Annotated in this window: 19 protein-coding genes and 1 pseudogene; 15 read left to right on the forward strand and 5 right to left on the reverse strand. The window is 62.5% G+C overall.

Annotation, left to right across the window (positions count from 1 at the left end; genetic code table 11):
* Positions 1-100: 100 nt before the first annotated feature.
* From NKI22_RS17875 to NKI22_RS17900, 6 genes and pseudogenes are all read left to right on the forward strand, one after another.
* Positions 101-232: pseudogene (locus NKI22_RS17875) on the forward strand (zincin-like metallopeptidase domain-containing protein); the annotation flags it as partial.
* A 237-nt stretch (positions 233-469) separates the two neighbouring features.
* A complete protein-coding gene (locus NKI22_RS17880; protein WP_023717058.1) occupies positions 470-2,590 on the forward strand; it encodes a ParB/RepB/Spo0J family partition protein in 2,121 nt (706 codons plus the stop codon).
* A gap of 362 nt (positions 2,591-2,952) precedes the next feature.
* Entirely contained in the window at positions 2,953-7,311 is a 4,359-nt protein-coding gene (locus tag NKI22_RS17885) for a strawberry notch-like NTP hydrolase domain-containing protein (protein ID WP_352483864.1), read from the forward strand.
* The gene (locus tag NKI22_RS17890) at positions 7,311-8,357 is read left to right on the forward strand and encodes a DUF7146 domain-containing protein (RefSeq protein ID WP_023717056.1); all 1,047 of its coding nucleotides are present in this window, start codon (positions 7,311-7,313) and stop codon (positions 8,355-8,357) included. The genes NKI22_RS17885 and NKI22_RS17890 overlap by 1 nt, the downstream gene beginning before the upstream one ends.
* A gap of 312 nt (positions 8,358-8,669) precedes the next feature.
* Positions 8,670-9,605 carry a DUF2493 domain-containing protein gene (locus tag NKI22_RS17895; RefSeq protein WP_023717055.1) on the forward strand — a complete coding sequence of 312 codons (936 nt, stop codon included), beginning with the start codon at positions 8,670-8,672 and terminating at the stop codon, positions 9,603-9,605.
* Between the two features lie 785 nt (positions 9,606-10,390).
* The gene (locus tag NKI22_RS17900; protein ID WP_023717052.1) at positions 10,391-10,720 is read left to right on the forward strand and encodes a DUF736 domain-containing protein; all 330 of its coding nucleotides are present in this window, start codon (positions 10,391-10,393) and stop codon (positions 10,718-10,720) included.
* 194 nt (positions 10,721-10,914) lie between these two features.
* Here NKI22_RS17900 and NKI22_RS17905 read toward each other — a convergent pair whose 3' ends face one another.
* A complete protein-coding gene (locus NKI22_RS17905; protein WP_023717051.1) occupies positions 10,915-11,130 on the reverse strand; it encodes a helix-turn-helix domain-containing protein in 216 nt (71 codons plus the stop codon).
* Between the two features lie 126 nt (positions 11,131-11,256).
* On the opposite strand from NKI22_RS17905, the gene NKI22_RS17910 reads away from it, so the two are divergent.
* The 9 genes from NKI22_RS17910 (at position 11,257) to NKI22_RS17950 (ending at position 17,279) form a co-directional block, all read left to right on the forward strand.
* Entirely contained in the window at positions 11,257-11,535 is a 279-nt protein-coding gene (locus NKI22_RS17910) for a DNA -binding domain-containing protein (RefSeq protein WP_023717050.1), read from the forward strand.
* 167 nt (positions 11,536-11,702) lie between these two features.
* The gene (locus tag NKI22_RS17915; protein WP_352483886.1) at positions 11,703-11,888 is read left to right on the forward strand and encodes a transcriptional regulator domain-containing protein; all 186 of its coding nucleotides are present in this window, start codon (positions 11,703-11,705) and stop codon (positions 11,886-11,888) included.
* Between the two features lie 46 nt (positions 11,889-11,934).
* The gene (locus tag NKI22_RS17920; RefSeq protein WP_352483885.1) at positions 11,935-12,459 is read left to right on the forward strand and encodes a DUF2285 domain-containing protein; all 525 of its coding nucleotides are present in this window, start codon (positions 11,935-11,937) and stop codon (positions 12,457-12,459) included.
* A gap of 114 nt (positions 12,460-12,573) precedes the next feature.
* Positions 12,574-12,864, forward strand: a complete 291-nt coding sequence (locus NKI22_RS17925; protein ID WP_023717048.1) for a helix-turn-helix transcriptional regulator — start codon at positions 12,574-12,576, stop codon at positions 12,862-12,864.
* A gap of 16 nt (positions 12,865-12,880) precedes the next feature.
* A complete protein-coding gene (locus tag NKI22_RS17930) occupies positions 12,881-13,312 on the forward strand; it encodes a replication initiator protein A (protein ID WP_023717047.1) in 432 nt (143 codons plus the stop codon).
* Complete coding sequence (locus tag NKI22_RS17935; RefSeq protein WP_023717046.1) at positions 13,309-13,869, forward strand: S26 family signal peptidase; 561 nt, start codon at positions 13,309-13,311, stop codon at positions 13,867-13,869. Before NKI22_RS17930 ends, NKI22_RS17935 begins: the two co-directional genes overlap by 4 nt.
* Positions 13,870-13,914: 45 nt before the next feature.
* Entirely contained in the window at positions 13,915-14,241 is a 327-nt protein-coding gene (locus NKI22_RS17940) for a DUF736 domain-containing protein (protein WP_023717045.1), read from the forward strand.
* Positions 14,242-14,527: 286 nt separating this feature from the next.
* A complete protein-coding gene (locus NKI22_RS17945) occupies positions 14,528-15,292 on the forward strand; it encodes a lytic transglycosylase domain-containing protein (RefSeq protein WP_352494350.1) in 765 nt (254 codons plus the stop codon).
* Between the two features lie 244 nt (positions 15,293-15,536).
* Positions 15,537-17,279, forward strand: coding sequence for a relaxase/mobilization nuclease domain-containing protein (locus NKI22_RS17950; RefSeq protein WP_352958638.1), 1,743 nt, complete (start codon positions 15,537-15,539; stop codon positions 17,277-17,279).
* Positions 17,280-17,407: 128 nt separating this feature from the next.
* Here the strand turns inward: NKI22_RS17950 and NKI22_RS17955 are convergent, their stop codons facing one another.
* The 4 genes from NKI22_RS17955 to NKI22_RS17970 form a co-directional block, all read right to left on the reverse strand.
* On the reverse strand, positions 17,408-18,457 hold the full coding sequence (locus NKI22_RS17955) for an L-idonate 5-dehydrogenase (RefSeq protein WP_023717042.1): 1,050 nt from the start codon (positions 18,455-18,457) through the stop codon (positions 17,408-17,410).
* Positions 18,454-19,860: a TRAP transporter large permease gene (locus NKI22_RS17960; protein WP_352483860.1), complete on the reverse strand. Its 1,407-nt coding sequence runs from the start codon at positions 19,858-19,860 to the stop codon at positions 18,454-18,456. Before NKI22_RS17960 ends, NKI22_RS17955 begins: the two co-directional genes overlap by 4 nt.
* Before the next feature lie 3 nt (positions 19,861-19,863).
* Entirely contained in the window at positions 19,864-20,436 is a 573-nt protein-coding gene (locus tag NKI22_RS17965; RefSeq protein WP_023717040.1) for a TRAP transporter small permease, read from the reverse strand.
* A gap of 143 nt (positions 20,437-20,579) precedes the next feature.
* Positions 20,580-21,554 carry a sialic acid TRAP transporter substrate-binding protein SiaP gene (locus NKI22_RS17970; RefSeq protein ID WP_023717039.1) on the reverse strand — a complete coding sequence of 325 codons (975 nt, stop codon included), beginning with the start codon at positions 21,552-21,554 and terminating at the stop codon, positions 20,580-20,582.
* Positions 21,555-21,599 lie beyond the last annotated feature (45 nt).

The raw sequence follows: 21,599 nt of genomic DNA on the forward strand, positions 1-21,599 counted from the left end.
GCTCGACACGCTCTGAAATAATGCGGAGGAATGTGGCCAGAAACCCCGGGCTTCAGCCAATCTGGTCACGTTCCTTCGCATTATGGGCTGCTGCGGATAACTGGAGGTGCTGCGCGAGGATAACCGTGCGATCGTTCGCGCCGCCTCTCTGGCAAGCAGGGCTGCGGATTATCTCTTGGGTTTTTTGCCGGACAAAGTGGCCGCTGACGACGATCGGCGGGAGGCAGCGTAATGGCCGCCCGCTTCCAGTTCGGCGTCTTCCTGCGGATGCGTTCATGACCGAAGTCTGCCTCGATGCCGGACCCCGCTGCGGCGAAGTCGTTGCAGAGCGCCAGGACCGACCTGCTGCTCCGCGACAAGTGTCGCGTGGCTGCCGAGCACATCAGAGGGCGAGGAGTGACGGAATTCTCATGACGGGTTTGGAGGTCGAGAGAGAGGCTCTCGGCCGCCCGTCGCGGAGTACATCCCGATGGCTACTGCCGTTCAGAAGATCACCCTGTCGTCCTCGCGCGACATTCCGTTCAACAAGCTGGTGCTCTCCCAGTCCAATGTCCGGCGCGTCAAGGTCGGCATCTCGATCGAGGATCTTGCGGCCTCGATCGCCCGCCGCGGCTTGATCCAGAGCCTCAGCGTCTTGCCCGTCGTCGACAGCGACGGTAACGAGACTGGCATGTTTGAGGTGCCTGCCGGAGGCCGGCGCTTCCGCGCGCTTGAGCTGCTGGTGAAGCAAAAGCGCCTCGCCAAGACCGCCCTCGTGCCCTGTGTCGTGCGCGCCCGTCACAGCGCGATCGTTGCCGAGGAGGTGTCGCTCGCCGAGAACATTGAGCGAGCGCCGCTGCACCCGCTCGATCAGTTTCGCGCCTTCCAGGACATGCGCCAAAAAGGCATGAGCGAGGAGGAGATTGCCGCAGCCTTCTTCGTGCCGGTCAACGTTGTTAAGCAACGGCTTAGGCTGGCTTCTGTCTCCCCAGTGCTGCTCGATGTGTATGCCGATGACGGGATGACGCTGGAGCAACTCATGGCTTTCACGGTCTCTGAAGACCGCGCTCGCCAGGAGCAGATCTGGGAGGCAATCAGGGATGCCTGGTCGAAAGAGCCCTATCAAATCCGGCGCATGCTGACCGAAACGACGGTGCGCGCCTCCGACAAGCGCGCCGTCTTCGTGGGGACCGACGCCTATGAGGCCGCGGGTGGTATCGTCATGCACGACCTGTTCCAGTCGGATGACGGCGGCTGGCTGCAGGATGCAGCGCTGCTGGACCGCCTGGTCACAGAGAAGCTCAAGGCGGTTGCCCAGGAAGTTGCAGCCGAGGGTTGGAAGTGGGTCGAGGTCGCCATCAGCTTCCCCTACGACGCAACGCGTGGGCTGTATCATCTGCAGAGTGATCCGCTCGATCTCTCTGCCGAGGAGCAGGCTACCATCGATGCCCTCAACGCCGAGCATGCCAAGCTTGAAACCGAATATGAGGGTGCTGACGAGCTGCCCGAAGACGTCGATCAGCGACTCGGTGAAATCGAGACCGCGCTCGCCAATTTCGACAAGCGCCCAAGGCAATTCGATCCGGCCGACATCGCCGTCGCCGGCGCGTTCGTCAGCATCGACACTGACGGCTCACTCTCGGTCGACCGCGGCTTTCTCCGGCCTGAGGACGTGCCGCTGATGTCATTTGACGGCGCGAATGAATCGAAAAGGGACGGCAGGTCCGGAGCTGCCGACAGCTCGTCGGTGCACCGTGCCGTTGTCACCATTGGCGGCCAGGCTGTCGAGTGCGAGGAAGACGAGGACGATGCGGTCAAGCCCCTGCCGGACCGACTGATGACAGAGTTGACCGCACACCGGACACTGGCGTTGCGCGATGCGGTTGCCGGCAACCCTCACGTCGCCATGACAGCGCTCTTGCACAAGCTGGTCACTGACACGTTCCAGCACCGCACCACGAACGGGTGCCTGGAGGCCTCGATCCGTCACGTCTTCTTCCCTCTGCAGGCAGGTGACCTGAAGGACAGCCCCTCGGCGAAATCGGTGGCCGAACGCCATGAGGGCTGGAAATCGGACCTGCCGACCGAGGACGATGCACTTTGGGACTGGATCGCCTCACTTGATGAGACCAGCCGCGCGGCGTTGCTCGCCCATTGCGTCAGCTACGGCGTGAACGCGCTCCACGAGAAAGGCGACCGCTATGGCGGCGCTGTCTCGGCACACGGCGTTCGGCAGCGGATCGCGCAAGCTGATCGACTGGCACGCGCGGTCGGTCTCGATATGGTTGACGCCGGCTGGACACCGACAGTCGAAAACTATCTCGGCCGCATCACCAAGTCCCGCATTCTCGAGGCGGTGCGAGAGGCGAAGGGCGAACAGGCCGCGCAGCTAATCGAGCATCTGAAAAAGGGAGATATGGCGAAGGAAGCCGAGCGCTTGCTGACCGATAGTGGCTGGCTGCCCGAGCCGCTGCGCCTGGTCGACCTCGACGGCAGCGCTGGCGCTGATAACGGCGCCGGCACCGACGGCTATGGGGAAGAGCTGCCCGAATTCCTCTCAGACGACGATGCGCAGATTGAAGACAGCGAACCGCACATGGCCGCTGAATAGATCGCCTCGCGCGGAGCGGGTTCGGCCCGCTCCGCGCCCTTTCCTACCGCTGCCGGACGCTCACTTTCTCAGACACGGGCAAAGCTAATTGGCCGCTTCAGCCGCGTCCTTCTCGCTCGGCGGCTGCTGCCCCGCCGTCCCCACTGCGTGCCAAGATATCGCCCCGGGCTGCCAACCGCGTTGCCGCTGTCGTCGTTGGGCTGACGGCGGGTAGCGGCGCAGCGCCTGGATCGAAGAAGGATCGTTATCGGCAGGACCGCAGTCCAGAGGGGAGAGGCCGGCCAGGGCGGATTTGAGCCGGATTGGTCGAGAGAGAGGGCCGCCCGGTTCATTCCCGTTCCGCTCTCCTCGAGGTTTTCTCCATGTTTGATGTTTCTTCGAAGACTGCCGCTCCGGCAGTGCCGCTTCCGCTTGTCTCATCCCCGGCTGTCGAACCAGCTGCCGCCATCCACAGCGCGGCGCAGTTTCTTCTGCCCCATCTCGAACGCGGTCAGCGCGTCGACGTCTCGAGCCTTCGCTCGGCCATGGAAGCTGCCTTCGGTGCCTCCGATGCGTCCGGCGCATGGGACTGGAAATCAGCCTATGACGCTTGCGAAGTCGCGACGGTGCTGTTCCTGCGCAAATACGGAAAGTCGCTTTTCCGCAAAGCCGGTTCTGCGGCCGCCGCACTTCCGATGCTGGGCAAGATCGCCGGCCTGTTCCCAACTCACACGCGCCGCTCCGAAGAGACCGAAGCGCTTCAGCAGTTCAGCACCCCCATTCCGCTCGGTCTGGCGGCCGTTACTGCCGCGGCAATCACCCCTGCCGACCGCGTGCTTGAGCCCTCCGCCGGCACCGGGTTACTTGCTATTCTGGCCGAGATCAGCGGCAGCACGTTGCTGCTCAACGAACTGGCCGAGGCCCGCGCCGGGCTTCTCTCATTGCTCTTTCCGGCCATCCCCGTCACTCGCTTCAACGCAGCGCAGATCGATGATTATCTCGATCCCGGCATTGCACCAAGCGTCGTGCTGATGAACCCGCCGTTCTCGGTGCTTGCTAACGTCAGCGGCCGCGTGTCCGACGCTGCCTATCGTCACGTCGCCTCTGCGCTGGCCCGGCTCGCCGAGGGCGGGCGGCTTGTCGCAATCACTGGCGCAAATTTTTCCCCAGAGCTGCCCATCTGGCGCGAGTCCTTCGTCAGGCTCCAGGAGCGCGGTCGCGTCGTGTTCACCGCCGCGATCGACGGCGCCGTCTACGCCAGGCATGGCACCACCGTCGAGACCCGGCTGACCGTCATCGACAAACTGCCGGCCGACAAACGAGGCACCCTTCCAGCATCGGCCGGCATGGCGCCCGATGTCGCCACACTGATCGCCTGGATTGACAAGCATGTTCCCGCGCGACTGCCGGTCAGCGCTTCGGCTTTCGTGCCCGCCGTCAAGGCGACGGGGCCCACCGCGCGCGGCGTGCGCGGCTATCTCGCCAGATCCGCCGGTCCCACTCCGGTGCGCAGCCTTGCCGAGCCGGAAGGCACCGCGCTTGCTTACGAGACATTGGACTGGACGCCTGCCGAAAGTAGGCGCATCACCGATGGCATCTATGAGGAGTACGGGTTGCAGGCGATCCGCATTCCGGGCGCCCATCCGCATCCGACCAAGCTGGTCCAATCGGCGGCAATGGCATCCGTTGCCCCGCCGAAGCCGAGCTACCGGCCGATTCTTCCTGCCAAGGTTGTCAGCGACGGCCTCTTGTCCGACGCGCAGCTAGAAACAGTCATCTATGCCGGCGAGGCCCATTCGGAGTTCCTCACCGGTTCCTGGACGGTGGACGACACCTTCGACCTTGTCTCTGCCGCGCGCGACGATGCCGCGCACGCCGTGCGATTCCGCCGGGGCTTCATGCTCGGCGACGGGACGGGCGCCGGCAAGGGCCGCCAGTCAGCAGGCATCATCCTGGACAGTTGGATGCAGGGCCGCCGCAAGGCGATGTGGATCTCCAAATCCGACAAGCTGATCGAAGACGCCCAGCGCGACTGGTCTGCTCTCGGCATGGAGCGCCTGCTGGTCACGCCGCTGTTGCGGTTCCCGCGGGGCAAGGCCATCCGCCTCGATCAAGGGGTCCTATTCACCACCTACGCCACGCTGCGCTCCGACGAACGCGGTGAGAAGATCTCGCGCGTGCGGCAGATCGTCGAATGGTTGGGCACCGACTTCGACGGAGTGATCATTTTCGACGAGAGCCACGCTATGCAGAACGCGGCAGGCGGGAAGGGAGAACGCGGCGACGTCGCCGCCTCACAGCAGGGACGCGCCGGGCTCCGCCTCCAAAACGCCCTGCCGAACGCCCGCGTCGTCTATGTCTCGGCGACGGGAGCAACCACCGTCCACAACCTCGCCTACGCGCAGCGTTTGGGCCTGTGGGGTGGCGACGATTTGCCCTTTGCGACCAGGGCCGAATTTGTCGAGACGATCGAGGCTGGCGGCGTTGCCGCCATGGAAGTGCTGGCCCGAGACCTCCGCGCAATCGGTCTCTATACGGCCCGATCGCTCTCGTACGATGGTGTCGAATACGAGCTGGTCGAGCACCAGCTTACCTCCGAGCAGACCCGCATCTACGACGCCTATGCCGGAGCGTTTAGCGTCATTCATAACAATCTCGACGCCGCGATGCGGGCCGCCAACGTCACAGGCGAGACCGGGACACTGAACCGTCAGGCAAAGTCGGCTGCACGTTCGGCTTTCGAGAGCACGAAACAGCGCTTTTTCGGCCATTTGCTCACCGGCATGAAGACGCCGACCCTGATACGCTCGATCGAGCGCGATCTCCATCAAGGCCATGCCGCCGTCATCCAGATCGTCTCGACCGGCGAGGCGCTGATGGAACGGCGCCTCGCGGAAATTCCAACCGAGGAATGGAACGACGTTCGCGTCGACATCACGCCGCGCGAATATGTCCTCTCGTATCTGCAGCATTCCTTCCCCGTGCAACTCTACGAGCCGTTCACCGACAGCGAAGGCAATTTGTCGTCACGTCCGGTCTATCGTGACGGCCAGCCCGTCGAGAGCCGCGAAGCGGTCGCCCGCCGCGATCACCTCATCGAGCAACTCGCTTCACTCGCCCCCGTCCCGGGGGCACTCGATCAGATCGTACAGCGCTTCGGCACCGACCTCGTAGCGGAAGTGACAGGCCGGTCGCGCCGCATCGTGCGCAAGACCAGCACTCGAGGCATCGATCGCCTTGTCGTCGAAAACCGCGCCGGATCGGCCAATCTCGCCGAGGCACAGGCATTCATGGATGACTGCAAGCGCATATTGGTGTTTTCCGACGCCGGTGGCACTGGCCGCAGCTATCACGCTGATCTCACTGCGAAGAACCGCCGCCTTCGAGTTCACTATCTGCTCGAGCCGGGCTGGAGGGCCGATGCCGCCATCCAGGGCTTGGGGCGCACCAACCGCACGAACCAGGCGCAGCCGCCGCTGTTCCGGCCGGTTGCGACCGATGTGAAGGCTGAGAAGCGCTTTCTCTCGACGATAGCCCGGCGCCTCGACACATTGGGCGCCATTACGCGCGGCCAGCGCCAGACCGGCGGCCAGGGCCTATTTCGCCCTGAGGACAATCTGGAGTCGCACTATGCCCGGGACGCGCTGCGGCAGCTTTACCTGCTGCTGGTTCGCGGCAAGGTGGACGGCTGCTCACTCCAGATGTTCGAGGAAGCGACCGGCCTAACACTGACGGATTCCACCGGCATCAAGGACGAGCTGCCGCCGATCACGACCTTCCTCAATCGGCTGCTGGCGCTTACCATCCCGCTTCAAACCGCCCTGTTTACGGCCTTCGAGCAATTGCTGAATGCGAAAATCGAGGGCGCCATCGCCTCCGGTGCCTACGACATCGGCTTGGAAACACTGCGTGCGGAGAGCTTCGTCGTCACCGAGCGACGCGTCATCCATGTCCATGCCGCCACCGGTGCGGAAACGCGACTGCTGACCATCGCCCAGCGCAAGCGCAACCGACCCGTTTCACTTGCCGATGCCCTTGCTCAGCTTCACGATCCCCGCGCGAAGCTCCTGGTCAACAACCGATCCGGCCGCGCCGCCGTACAGGTGCCAGCGCCAGCGCTGATGCTCGACAACGGCGAGATCGAATGGCGAGTCCGGCTGATCCGGCCGATGGAGCACCATCAGGCCTCATTGAAGATGATGGCGGAGAGCCACTGGGTTGAGGCTGAGCAGGCTGCATTCGCTGACGCCTGGAGTGCCGAGACGGCTGACGTGCCCGAATTCACGGACAGCACTATCCATGTCGTTGCCGGCATGCTGCTGCCGATCTGGAAGCGTCTGCCCAGGGAATTCTCACGTGTGTACCGGCTCCAGACTGACGATGGCGAGCGCATCATCGGTCGTCAGGTCCCGCCAGCATGGATCGCGGGCGCACTGGCAACAAGCTCGCCTTCGATCACAGCCAGTGATGCTTTCGTTGCGCTTCTGGGCGGTCGAACGATCCTCGACCTCGTCGATGGTCTGCAGCTTCGGCGCAGCCGCCTCATGGGCGTCAGCCGAATCGAGCTGACGGGCTTCAACGACACAATGCGTGACCGTCTTTCGGCTTACGGCCTCTTCCGAGAGATCATCTCCTGGAAGCTGCGCATGTTCGTGCCCGCCGACGCATCTGGACCCGCAATTCTGGGCAAGTTGCTGAAGGGTTATCCAGTCCAGCGCATCGACACGCGGGAGGATGCGTGATGGCCCGCCACGATGCGTCAGAACTGGCGCACCGCCTCGGCCGGCACGCTGAGGCGGTTTGTCGCTACTATCTTTCGAACGGGCATCGCGAGGGCCGCTACTGGCTTGTCGGCGATGTGCAAAACACGCCGGGCCGCTCAATGTTCGTGCGGCTCGTCGGGTCAGCGAACGGAAAAGGAGCCGCCGGCAAGTGGGCCGATGCGGCGACTGGCGAGCATGGCGACCTTCTAGACGTCATTCGCGAAAGCCGCGGCTTCAGCAACTTCAAGGACGTTGCGAATGAAGCAATGACGTTTCTCGGCTTGCCGCATCCCGAACCAGAGCAGATTTCTCCCCGGCCGAAATCGGTAGACACGCCATCCGGATCATCGGAAGCAGCGCGTCGGCTGTTTGCGATGTCGCAGCCGATTGCGGGTACGGTCGTAGAGGCGTATCTGCGCAACCGCAGCATTGCCGCTTTGCACGGGACCGAAAGCCTGCGTTTTCACCCGCGCTGCTACTACCGGCCCCACGAACATGCGCCGACTGAGACCTGGCCGGCGATGATCGCTTCCGTCACCGATCTCGACGGCCATTTGACTGGCGCACATCGCACCTGGCTTGATCCTTCCGGCAGGGGCAAGGCACCGGTCGGTACGCCGAAGCGCGCGATGGGCGATCTTCTCGGTCACGCGGTTCGCTTTGGCCTGCCGGGCGACGTCATGGCGGGCGGCGAAGGCATCGAGACCGTCTTGTCGCTTCGGTGCATCCTGCCCGATATGGCTATGGCAGCGGCACTCTCGGCAGCCCATCTCGCTGCCATGCTGTTCCCCCTCACGCTGAGACGGCTCTACATCGTGCGCGATGCCGATCCAGCCGGCGACAGCGCGCGTGACACCTTGATCAAAAGAGCGAATGCTGCCGGGATTGAGGCGATCGTGCTCTCGCCGGCACTTGGAGACTTCAACGAAGATCTCTGTACGCTTGGCGTGGATGATCTTCGAGCACGCGCGCGTGTCCAGCTCGCCCCGCAGGACATCGCCCGTTTCATGGCAGTGGCGGGATAATTCGAAACGAACAACCTGTCCGCTGTCGCTTGCATCGCTCGAATGCCCCCCGAAGTCGGAGAGAACCGCGCCTGCGGGCCTTCGAGAGGGCGATCGGCCAGCAAACGACCCGGACCCGCAATGTCTTCGGCCGACTATTTTCCGGCGCGCTCCCAAGGGAGCGCTTTCCATCGCGAAGCAAAATAGCCGGCCTTCCCCCTCCTCCGCTGACACTCCGGCCCTTCGCTTCGCTGCGGGTGCAGGTCCGTCCCGTCCGCCGGCTTCCGTCGCCATGAAGGCCGCGAGGTCGCGGTCCAACCGGCGGAGCATCTAATGAGCGAGCATGACGACTACGAACCACAGCACTCGTCTTCACCCATCGACCAAGTCCTCACCGAACTCCAGCTCTATGGCTACCGACCCTTCGCAGATGAGCCTGATCCTCGACCGCTTCCAGAGGGGCACTGCGTCGCCGGCGCGATCGCTGACATCTTCGACGCCCTCATCGTGGCACTGCAAGACAGTCGCCTCGAGCCCGATCTCGACGATCTTCTGTGGTCGACCGTCAACATCTTTCACCGCGCCGCAGATCGAATCGAGCGCGAACTCGACCACAACGAGCAGGCGCAACGCCGCAGCCAGCGTGAGCAAGACGGCAGCGAAGTGAAATCCGTCGAGCTGGAACACCTGACAGCCGAAGGGCAGACGCTGATCGAACGCCAATGCGCCTTCGAACTGATGCGTGATCAGGCCGCGGAGCACTACGAGCGCCACACCGGATCAAGTTGGCGACCGCGCAGCGGATCGATGGTCAACCACCGCAACCTGACCTCTGCGCTGATCGACAGCCGCGACTTTCTCAGCGCCAAGAAACGCGCCTCGCAGGAAGTCCTTCTGCCACCTGGCCCGAAAATCGCCTTCACCGCTGGGCTCGACTTCAATGACCACCAGCTGATCTGGGCCAAGCTCGACCAGGTCCACGCCCGGCATCCAGACATGGTCTTGATGCACGGGAAATCGCCGAAGGGTGGCGAAAAGATCGCCTCCTGTTGGGCAGACCATCGCAAGGTACCCCAAATCGGCTTTGCCCCTGATTGGACAAAGCATGCCAAAGCCGCCCCGTTCAAGCGCAATGACGCAATGCTGGAGTTGCTGCCGATAGGCGTCATCGTCTTTCCCGGGACCGGAATTCAGGACAATCTTGCTGACAAGGCAAAAAAGCTCGGCATCCCAGTCCTCGACTTCCGCCCCAAGGGAGGCGGCGCGTAAGCGCTGCCCGCCCCTACCCTTTTTTCGATTGTACGATACGGCCGCGATGGGGCAGCGCGGCGCCGCCCGTCTTATGCGATACTCAAGTCCGCGCCCTAGCAAAGGCGCGCGACGCCGTCACGCTTGCCGTCAACGTTTCAGCTGCGTCGCAGCTGGCATCACAGCTGCGAATAACGACGCCTGTTCAACCGAACAGGGGCTGGATCTGGGCGAACTCACCGAACAACCGGCGTGGGCAGGATGCTTGTTTCTGACCGGCCGTCGCATTGTTAGCGTTGTCGCTGACACGGCATGGCGCGACGCACAGCTCGAATCCACCACGGCGTGCCGTCTCGTTCCAAAGATGGCGGATATCCGGCGATGCACGTCAGCCGTGACTTGAACCGTGTCTTAAGCGCGGTGCTGACAACAGCTTGCGACTCGCGATGCCTGTACAGAGGAGCATCGACGCCGCTGATCGTCGTAGCCGGGATTTCGCCAGCGACGGTATCGCCAGGTTCTCCGTTGATGTCTCTATCTGGTGGGCCGCTCCAAACGGCCTCTTTAATGGGCTGATCTGGCCGAAGGTCGGCTGCGCCTCGATCGCCTAAGCCGCAATGGCGCCGATCGACTTTCTTCCCCTGCCGGCTACGCCGTCATTCCTCGCCAAACAACAAAGTCGCCTGGCTGCCATCCTCCGCTGGCGCTGCGGTCGCAAGCGATGCGGCGTCGATCGCCCCCGGCCCGCCGATCGCCATCGAGGCCGCAACGGTGCTGGCTCGAAACAGAGTTCAAGGAGAAAACTCATGGCGATAATCGGAACCTTCAAGAGGGCCGGCAACAACGAGTTCACCGGCGAAATCGTGACCCTCTCGCTCCAGACCAAGAACGTCCGGGTCGTGCCCGAGACCAACCGCTCTGGCGACAGCGCCCCCAGCCACCGTGTCTTCGTCGGGCAGGTCGAGATCGGCGCCGCATGGTCCAAGCGCTCCAATGACGGCCGCGACTATCTCGGCATGAAGCTGGACGATCCGAGCTTCACTGCTCCGATCTACGCCAACCTCTTCAACGATGAGGAAGGCGAAGGCTTCAGCCTCATCTGGTCCCGCCCCAACGGGCGCCGCAACGCCGAGTAAGGGCCCGACCAAGGCTCCGCCCGGACGAACAGGGCGGGGCCGATCTCCTTTCATCCGACAAGTTGAGCGCAGTCGCTGCGCAACGAGCTCCGTCGGACTGTGGGGCGACTACCGGTCGTGTTCGCGACTGGAGACTTCATTCTTGCATGTTGCCTCGCCGATCATCGAAAATTCGCGGTGCTTCCCGCGTCAACTCACGGTGCCGATTTTCTGATCAACTCGCAAGGCTCCACATTCAGCGCAGTGGCGATCCTCCCAAGAACACTGATGCTGGCCGAGACCCGAGCGCGCTCGATCGATCCCACGTAACGCATGCTCAGTCCAGAGCGGGCGGCCAGTTCCTCCTGCGTCACGTTCTGGTCATGGCGCAGACGACGCATGTTGGCCGCCATGATCTCCTTGAGATTCATGACGGATTAGGGACCAGAAAGGGAACTATCGTTCTAGGAATGATCGTTCCTATTCGCTATGATTGGTGCTCGATCTAAAGGACGGCTCCTTCGAGATCGCGATCGAAATATGAACGGTCAAATACCATGCTTAAACCGCTGCTCGATCCTGATGTCGCCGACATTGCGCCGGATGCCCCGGTCCTGACCGGCTATGACGAGGAGCGTCTGCTCACCTACATTCGCCTGCTTGATGCGGCAGCGGAAGATGCCGATTGGCAGGAGGTGGCCAGGATCGTCTTGCATATAGACCCGGAGCAGGAGCCGGAACGAGCGTTCCGGTCCTGGGAGACCCATCTTGCTCGCGCGCGATGGATGACGACCAGCGGCTACCGATATCTTCTCGCTGGCGGCGCTCCGCACTGACGCGACCGGCGCTCCACCTTGCTGAATCGGCATAATGGTTTGCCGATTCTCCAACTATCCAACTTCCTTATCCCCCTGAATGTTGACGCCGACGCCTCACATCCGGGTACGCGGAGAGGACAGGAGCAGTGCAAGGCGATTGGACCGATCCGGCGGCGTATGCACATATGTGCAGCTACCAGGCTACGGAGTTCGCTGCCGAGTATCTGATCCGGAATGACGAATTCGTGGCAGAGTGCAGCCAGCTTGCATCGCAATCCGCTGGTTCTGGAGAACCTGCCGGTCAGCCCGATCTCGCCGCCCGTTGGGGCGCGCGATTTCAAAACTGCCGCTGCCGGACTTCCGAAAGCTGACAATATCATCTGGACGGAACAGGCCTCGCCGCGCGTGCTCCGGGTCATGCGGGTACCTGCATCCCACCAGACAGTTCAACCTTCCAGCCTTGGCGGAGCCAGCGTTTGGCCGCAGGACGAAGGCCTTCACATTATTTGGTCTACCTTAATTGGGAAAAGTCATCTCGTCGCTGACGACCGCGCCGGTGAATTCAACGCTATCCTTCTGCCGCTCGACGCTGCATTCGAGACGCGGCTCGATGCAGCGCGCCGGTTCTGGCGCGCACTGAACGGCCGGGCAGCCAGTCCATCTTACGGCGCGCTGCCGCAACAGACCAAGACCAGGCATATCCTCAATTTACGCGCACATGATGGTCAACGCACGGGTGCAACCTATCGTCAGCTCGCGGAGGTGCTGTTTTCGCAAGAGCCGATTGTGCCGCGAGATTGGCGTGATCATCATCTCCGCCACAAGGTCCGAGCTATCTTACGCCGTGCAGCTTTTTTTGTCGCCGGCGGCTATCGCGATCTTCTCTTCTACCCCCACAACCGCAGCGAAAGGTCCGGCCGCCGAAGTCCTTCTTCGGGGTAGCAAAAACGCACCCCCCCATCTTTGCCCTCCCTCGCCTTTCCTCATTTCGATCATGGTCCACTTCGCGCGTCCCGGCAGGCCAGGACGACAGCAGAACCGAATGGAGATCGAGCGATGTCGAAGGGTCCCGCGGACGCGCCCCAAAAGTATTTGCGCACGAAGGAGGCAGCACCCATCGTCGGGCTCTGCGCCCGCACACTCGAAAAGCACCGGACCTACGGCACCGGCCCAAAATACCGAAAGGTCGGCGGGCGCGTTCTCTACGACATCAACGACCTGCACGCCTGGATAGACCTGGGCGCACGCACCTCCACCAGCGATGCCAACGCGACCTATGTTCCGCCGGCAAAACCCCATGCAGCCCGCGCGCCCGCCTATGTCGGCAGGCGCGACCGCAGCTCCTGATCTGTGGCGCACCGAAATGCCGTATCGCGAGACCGTTCAGCAGCAATTTGCGCTGCCTCATGTCCCCTCATCCGGCTTCCCTCCACCCGGCACGCGGGACGTTGTGGCCTGGCAGCTCGTCTTGATGGTGAAATCCGGCCGCCTGACACCGATCCACTCTCATGCGGGCGAAGAATCGACCTGCGTTGAGGCGGCAAGTGTGCACGGCATGGCAACGATTTGGAACGCTGCCATCCTGGTCTGGGCTGCGTCGCAAACCATCCACGCGCAAGCCAGGAGATTGCAACCGCGCCGCCTGGTAGCGGCGAAACAGCAGCAAACCCTGATCTTCATGTCGCTGCGTAAACGGCGGCATGTCCACAGCCGGATAGCCGCACGCGAGCAGCCGAGTCCATACACGGCCAAGCGTCGTAAAACTTGCCTGCTGCGCCCCGGGATCGAGTCATGAGCAAGCGCACAAAGATCATCGCCACGATGGTTGGCGGCGTAGTGCTCGCCGCGGCGCCGGCATGGATTAGCCATCCGCCGCTGTCCATCTGGAACGCATCGGCGAGCATCCCCGTCGGGCTCTACCGCGTCCAGCCGGCCGACAAAATCGGTATTGCCAATATCGCCGTCATCATGCCGCCCGAGCCATTGGCGGCCTTCATGGCAAGACGCGGGTATCTGCCGAAAAATGTGCCGCTCCTGAAGCGTATTTTGGCACTGGGGGGCGCAACCGTCTGTCGCCAAGGCACAACGATCATCGTCAACGGCAAGACGTATGGACATGCGCGCGAGCGTGACAGTCGCGGTCGACCCCTGCCCATCTGGCAGGGCTGCCGCGACATTGCCGAGGCGGACGTCTTCCTTATGAACCCGGGTGCAGCCGACAGTTTTGACAGCCGCTATTTCGGCCCGCTCCCGCTCTCATCAATCGTTGGCCGCGCGCTTCCCGTCTGGACCACGGAGCCCACCACTCCGGTGCTGGAATTCACCAACGATCCCCTTGCTAGCGAGCCGTGACGGCTCGGTTCGACGTGCACTAACACCCATGAAAGGAGCACTGCAATGACTCAGATCGGAACATTCACGCGCAACGATGACGGCTTCTTCGGCAATCTCTCCACGCTAACGATCGAGGCGAAGATTGCCATTCTGCCTGCCGAGAAATCCAAAACCGAAAACGCGCCCGACCATCTGATCTATTGCGAAGGGACGGCGGTCGGTGCGGCTTGGGACCGCGCCGGAGACAAGGCTGGGGATTACCTCTCCGTCTCAATTGACGACCCGTCCTTTACGCAGCCGATCCGCGCCAAGCTGTTCCGGTCCGATGCAGAGAACAGCGTCTGGAGCATGCACTGGAACCGATCATCGAAGCGCGACGGGCGAGGCTGAACAAATGCTTCTGGAGCCCTTCGACGAATCTTTCTCGCCAATCCTTTTGATCCATTGGGCGCCGGTTAAACCCTTCGACCCGACCGCCCGCGAGGCAGCCCACAGAGGGCCGGACACTTGCTTGTGGCTCCGGACGCAGATTTCATCACAGTTTTGGCAAAGCCGGTTCGATCGGCGAGCCCCTGCCCTTAACGGAAGCGAACACCGTCGCAGGCTGGCGGCGCATCGGTTCTGCGGTCTGCGGGATGCAGCCCACAGAGGCATGACGACGTTTGCCGCATGTGTCATGCTCGGCTTCGTGGCGCCCGAAACTGTTGCAGCGGCTTCCTCTGCTGGTGAACGGCCGGCGCACTCCGAGTCGACGATCTTGTCGGCAGGCCCGTGGTCGCGGCATATCCGGGAAGCGTCAAAACGCTTCGCCATTCCAGAGCGGTTGCTGCGCGGCGTCATGCATGTTGAGAGCGTCGGCGATGTTCGTGCGCTTTCAAGCAAGGGCGCAATGGGCTTGATGCAGATCATGCCGGCGACCTGGGAAGAACTGCGCATCAAATACCGTCTCGGTGACGATCCCTATCAACCGCGTGACAACATTCTTGCAGGTGCAGCATATCTTCGCGAAATGCTCGACAGCTTCGGGCGCAGCGGCTTTCTTGCCGCTTACAATGCCGGTCCTGGTCGGTACAGGGAACATCTCTCAACCGGCCGGCCGCTGCCACGCGAGACGGTCGACTACGTCAGGAAACTTGCGCCGCTGCTCGATGGTGCAGTTCTCAGTCCGCGGCGCGCGCGGCAAAGAAGGGGCAGAGCCAGCTCACTCCGTGCAACGATCTTTGCGCATCCCCATGACATTCGGAACGCCGCTGCATCGGATGGCAATGGTTATGCCGAGACGATCTTTGCGGCGATTCATTCGTCCGCGATGCGGTCGCCAATGGGCCATCCTGTTGCGGACCTGACTGCGATCGAGCCACGGCCGGGTGAAACCGATTTCCAATCGAACCACGCTGTTTCCGGCCTATTCGCTCAGCCCTCTTTAGTCATATCGCGATGATCGCCACGTTCCTCCTCAATTCCATTCCGGCCTGTTCCGTCGCGGAAATTGCGGCGGAAGGGTTGTCCGCAGATGAGGACAGAGAGAGTGGCAGGATAAAGGGCCGCGAGGTGCGGCTCGGATCGGCCGATTGTTTTCCTTACAATTTTCGACTCATTTCGCGATGTGCTGCCACAATCAGCGATGTGCGCTATTCCCATTTTTTCAGTCTTTCAATGGAAACCGCACCTCGTGGCCGCCTAGCATGACGCGTGACGATAGCTTTCGCGTCCGCCCGGGTCGTATCCGCTCCCGCGCCGGCCAGCGCGCACGACCCTTCATCTTCCAGGCTCTTGCGGCCACACAGCGCGCCGGCGGTCACCTTACACGCGAGGGTCGGATCACCTCCCCGCGAGCTTCAACGTTTGGCCGCGGCAGATCAGCGAGCATCCGCGCCAGTCGCCTCATCTCTGACCGCTCACGCGGCGCCGTCGTCAAGACCCGTGTGGTGCGGCAGTTCAGAGGGTCTGCGCCACTCGCCACCCATCTCAAATATCTTCGCCGCGAAGGTGTTACACGGGATGGTGAGAAGGCGAGGATGTTCGGCCCTGACACCAAAGAGGCAGATCATGACGCCTTCTGCGATCGCTGCAAGGACGATCGGCATCACTTCCGTTTCATCGTTTCACCGGACGACGCAATGGAGCTCGGCGAGCTCAAGAACTTCACTCGTGACCTGATGGTCGACATCGAGCGCGACCTCGGCACGAGGCTTGACTGGGTAGCCGTCGATCACTGGAACACCAAACATCCGCACGTTCACATCCTCGTTCGCGGCGTTGCCGACGATGGCGAGAGTCTTGTCATCTCGCGCGACTACATCCGCCAGGGCATGCGCGATCGGGCGAGCGACATTCTCACCCAGACGCTTGGGCTCCGCACCGACCTCGACATCCGCCAGGCCATCGAGCACCAAGTCGACACTGAGCGCTGGACGCAGCTCGATCGCCAGCTTGCTCGTGACGCCGACCGTCATGGTATCATTGATCTCGCGCCACACCCTGATCGCCATCCCGACCAGTTCCTGGGGCTCAAAGTCGGCCGGCTGCGGCAACTGGAACGCCTGGGTCTCGCGAACGAGATCCGTCCCGGCCAATGGATGGTGGTCGAAGAGGCCGAGGCCACTTTGCGCGCCCTCGGTGAACAAGGCGACATCATCAAGCGCATGCACCGCAGTCTCACCGTGCATGGGCTAGAAAAGGGGACAGCCGACTACGTGCTGGCCGCCGAAAAAATTGATGCGCCCGTGATCGGCCGACTGCTCGAACGCGGCCTTGATGACGAACGGCGCGGCGCGGCCTATGCCATCGTCGATGGCATCGATGGACGCACGCACCACATTCGCTTCCATGATCCTGATGCGGCGGGAGATTCCGACCCGGGCTCGGTCGTGGAGTTGTGTCGCGATGCGAGTGCAAATGGCGGTGGCCGGGTCACGCTCGCCGTCCGCTCCGACCTCTCAATCGAACAGCAGGTCCATGCTTCCGGCGCGACTTGGCTCGATCGCCAACTCGTTGCACGCGAGCCCGCCGAATTCGGTGACGGCGGCTTTGGCAAGGACGTAGGACAGGCACTGCAAGATCGGGTAGATCACCTTGTCAGCCGCGATCTGGCCAGGCGCGAGGGACAGCGCGTCATTCTTGCCCGCAATCTGATCGATACACTACACGATCATGAGGTGGAATCGCTTGGTGCCCGCATCGCCGCCGAGACGGGCCTGTCATTCACGAAGGCTCCCAACGGCAATCATGTGGCTGGGATTTACCGGCGGCGTTTTTTGCTGGCTTCAGGCCGGCTCGCGATGATCGATAATGGACTCGAATTCAAGCTGGTGCCCTGGTCGCCGTCGCTCGAAAAGCGATTGGGTAATCAAGTTACCGGGGTCGTGTGCTCAGATGCGGGGGGCGTGGATTGGAGCCTGGGAAAGAAGCGCGGCATCGGCTTATGATGGTTACACGCGTATGCTCTATCCTGATGCTGGGAAGCCGGCACGGTCCGTCGCACATCCTCTGTTTGTACCTGCACGGTGAAGCGCCAAATGGGCTCGTAAAAAACAGGGACGTTGCGAATCCTCAATCAGTCCGCGGTCAGCACGACCTTGACACTCTGAGTGCGGTCGGCGGCAAGTCGGAACGCATCGGGGGCGGAGGAAAGCGTGCGCTCCGCCGTCACCAGCTTCAGGACGTCCACCTCCCGCGACACAATGAGGTCGACTGCGCGACCGAACTCGCTGCCGAAGCGGAAGGTGCCTTTGAGGTCGATCTCCTTGGCCATCACCGCATTGGCGGGCAGCGGGATCTGGCCATTGGGAAGATTGCCGACCTGGACCACCGTGCCGCCGCGCCGGACGCTGGCGATTGCCGCGGCAAGGCCTGCGGCAGTGCCTGAAATCTCGAACGCCACGTCAAGCGAACCGCCGGCGGCGAGCGCCTGGAGCTCGCCGTCGCCGCTGGCAATGTCGATCGTCCTGTCGGCACCCAACCTGCCGGCGAAGGCGAGCGGCGCGGCGGCGATGTCGGCGACGGTCAGTTCAGCGCAGCCGGCAAGCCTGGCCGCGAGCATGGTCAAGAGACCGATGGGGCCGGCACCGAACAGGATGACGTTGCGGCCCCTGATGTCGCCCGCCCGCGCGACGGCGTGCAGGCTGACCGCCAACGGCTCGGCAAGCGCCGCCGCCTGGTAGGCCACATCAGATGGAACCTTGAAACATTGCGCGGGCTTGGCGTCGAACAGACTGGCGAAACCGCCCTGCATATGCGGCGTCTTCGATGCCGAGCCCATGAAATAGATGTTCTCGCAGAGATTGGCGCGGCCTTCCAGGCATCGCGCGCAATGCCCGCACCAGCGCGACGGATTGACCGCGACGTGGTCGCCGACGCCCAGGCCGGGTGCCGCGCCATTGATCTCGACGATTTCGCCTGAGATTTCGTGGCCGAGGACAAGCGGCGAGGTCACCACGAAATCGCCGGTACGGGCATGGCGGAAATAATGCAGGTCGGAGCCGCAGATGCCCCCGGCCTCGAAGCGCACCCGCACCATGCCTGGCGCCAGCGGTTCGAGCGGACGCTCCACGACGCGCAGGTCCTGCGGGCCGAACAGCGTCGCGGCAACCACCTGGCCGCTCACCGGATCAAGCCCATCTCGGTCGGCAGCCAGAGCGTGATGGCGGGTATGAAGGTGATCAGAAGCAGCGCCACGATAAGCGGCACCAGCCACGGCAGGATCGCCATGGTGGTGCGCTCGACAGAAAGCTTGGCGACACGTGACAGCACGAACAGCACCATGCCGAGCGGCGGGTGCAAAAGCCCGATCATCAGGTTGAGCGTCATGATCAGCCCGAAATGCACCGGGTTGATGCCGTAGACGGCGGCAACCGGCAGCAGGATCGGCACCAGAATCGTGATCGCGGCGATCGTATCGAGGAAGCAGCCGACCACCAGCATCAGGATGTTGACCAGGATCAGGAACACCCACTTGTTTTCAGTGAGCGCGAAAATGAAGTTCGAAAACAGCTGCGCTGCCTGGCTGACGGTGAGCAGCCAGGCGAAGATCGATGCGGCGGTGACGATGAAGAGCACCGAGGCGGTCGTTTCGATCGTGTCGAAGCTGGCCTTGGCAAGCAAACGCAGCGTCATCGTGCGGTAGCGCACCAGCCCGAGGAAAAGCGACCAGATGACAGCCGCCATCGCGGCTTCGGTTGGCGTGAACCAGCCCATCGTCATGCCGCCGATCAGGATGACCGGCGTCATCAGCGCCATGACCGCGGAGAAGTCGAAATACCAGTCCGCCGCGACCAGCACCAGCAGCGCGATGCCGACCGCGATATTGATCGACAGGCCAAGCTGCACAAGCACGTAACAGCCAATCGGAAAGGCAGCCACCACCAGCACCTCGCCTGCTGCTTCGGCGAGCCGCCGAAGCTCGAAAGGTGTGTCGGAACCCCAGCCGCGACTGTAGGCAAAGATGGCAACCGTAATCATCATCAGCACGGTCATGACCACGCCGGGCAGGATGCCGGCCATGAACAGCGCACCGATCGAGACATTGGCCATCATGCCGTAGATGACGAAGGGCAGCGAGGGCGGAAAGATCGGCCCGAGCGTGGCGGAAGCGGCGGTGACGCCGACCGCGGCGTCGATAGGATAGCCGTGGTCCTTCATCGCCTTGATCTCGATCGTGCCAATGCCGGCGGCGTCGGCGAGCGCGGTGCCCGACATGCCGGAAAAGATCACCGATCCGATGATGTTGACCTGCGCCAGGCCGCCCTTCATCCAGCCGACCAGGGCAAGGGCAAAGGAATAGATGCGCCCGGTGACGCCGGCGATGTTCATGAGGTTGCCGGCCAGGATGAAGAAGGGAACGGCGAGCAGTGGAAAGCTCTCGACCCCGGCGATCATGCGCTGGGCCGCAATGATATCGGGCGCCACGCCGTAGATGACGAGGTAAAGGATCGAGGCGGCCGCCATCGAAACGGCGACCGGCACGCCGATGAGCATCAGGACAAGAAAGCCCCCTACCAGAAGCAGCATCGCTCAGACCCCCGCCGTCTCGAACGCCCCGGGACGCTCGAGCACCGAATAGCCGCGCCTGTAATTGCCGATGAAGACCTGGATCGAGCGCAGAAGCATCAGCACGAAGCCAGCCAAGACGGCGTAGAAGAACCAGCGCCGCGGCAGGTTGACTGTGACCATGCGCTCATGCGCCACGATCGTGACGTAGCGCCACATCAGCCATGTTCCGTAGGCGAAGAATGCAATGCGGATAATATCGACGGCGAGCGCCAGCCAGCGGCCAACGCGCTCCGGCAGATAGTGGTAAAGCACATCGACATGGATATGGCGCGAAAGGCGCACGCACATGGCGGCGCCGAGAAAAACGACGACGACGAGCGCGTTGATGGCGATCTCCTCGGTCCAGGCAAGGCTGTTGTTCAGCGCATAGCGGGTGAAGAACTGCAGGAAGACACAGACGACCATGCCCCAGAACACGGCAAGCGTGATCCAGTCCTCGATACCGTGGTCCGACAGGTCGACGTGTACCGGCACCTCCTCGAAGGCGTGGGCGATCTCTTCGACGGTGATCTCGGTGTGGTGTTCCTCGGCCATTGGCGCGGGCTCCCGAAGCTGGTGGTCGTCAAGGATTGGAAAGGCCGTCCGGCACAATTTCAAGCCGGACGGATGGGCAGGTTAAAGCGGCGAATCCGATTGCCGCCCTATCCTCTTGATTGAGCATCCGATTTCCCGATGCCCTATTTGATGGCGCGGATCGCTTCCCAATCGGCCTTGTTGTAGCCGAATTCCTCGAAGGTGACCTTCTCCAGCACATTCTTCTCGAAGTCGGCACGGTCGACATCGGTTACGCTGATGCCGCGGTCCTTGAATACCTGCACCAGTTCCTTTTCGCGGGCGACGATCTTCGCCGTGGCGCGGGCGGCAGCCTCCTGCATCACCTCGGTGAAGATCTTCTTGTCCTCGTCGGAAAGCGAGGCCCAGCGCGACGCCGATATGATGGTGTTGAGATGATCGACGATATGGCCGGTGAGCACGATGTTCTTCTGCACCTCGTAAAATTTCTTCGCCTCGATGGTGGTCAGCGGGTTCTCCTGGGCCTCGACCGTGCCGTTCTGCAGGGCGAGATAGACCTCGGCGAAGGCAATCGGCGCGGTGTTGGCGCCGCAGGCACGCGGCATGGCTAGATAGGCGGGCACGTCGGGGACGCGCATCTTCAAGCCCTGCATGTCGGAGCACTTGGCGATCGGCCGGTTCGAGGTGGTCTGCCGCGTTCCATAATAGGTGGTGGCGGCGATGTGATTGCCGGTCTTGTCCTCGTAGCCCTTGGTCAGGGCCTTGTAGACGTCGCTCTTGGTGTATTTCAGCAGATGGTCGGCATCGCGGAAAGTGTATGGGAAATAGGTGACGCCGATCGGTGGATATTCGCGCGCTGCGAAGCTCGATCCGGAAATGATGATATCGACGGTGCCGAGCATCAGGCCCTGGTTGATGTCTGCTTCCTTGCCAAGCTGCGAGGCCGGATAGACGTCGATGGCGTAGCGGCCCTGGGTGCGCTTCTTGATCTCGTCGGCCGCCCACACGGATTCGGTGTGGAAGGGCTCCGTCGTCTCGTAGACATGTGCCCATTTCAGGACCGTTTCCGCCGAGGCCGACGCCATGGGTATGGCAATTGCGGCGATCGCACCGAGCAGAACTGCGTATTTTCTCAGCATCTAATTCCTCCCTGGTTGGATTTGACGGCCGGATCTCCCCCCGGC

The sequence above is a fragment of the Mesorhizobium sp. M0778 genome, from assembly GCF_040320105.1.
GTDB lineage: Bacteria > Pseudomonadota > Alphaproteobacteria > Rhizobiales > Rhizobiaceae > Mesorhizobium.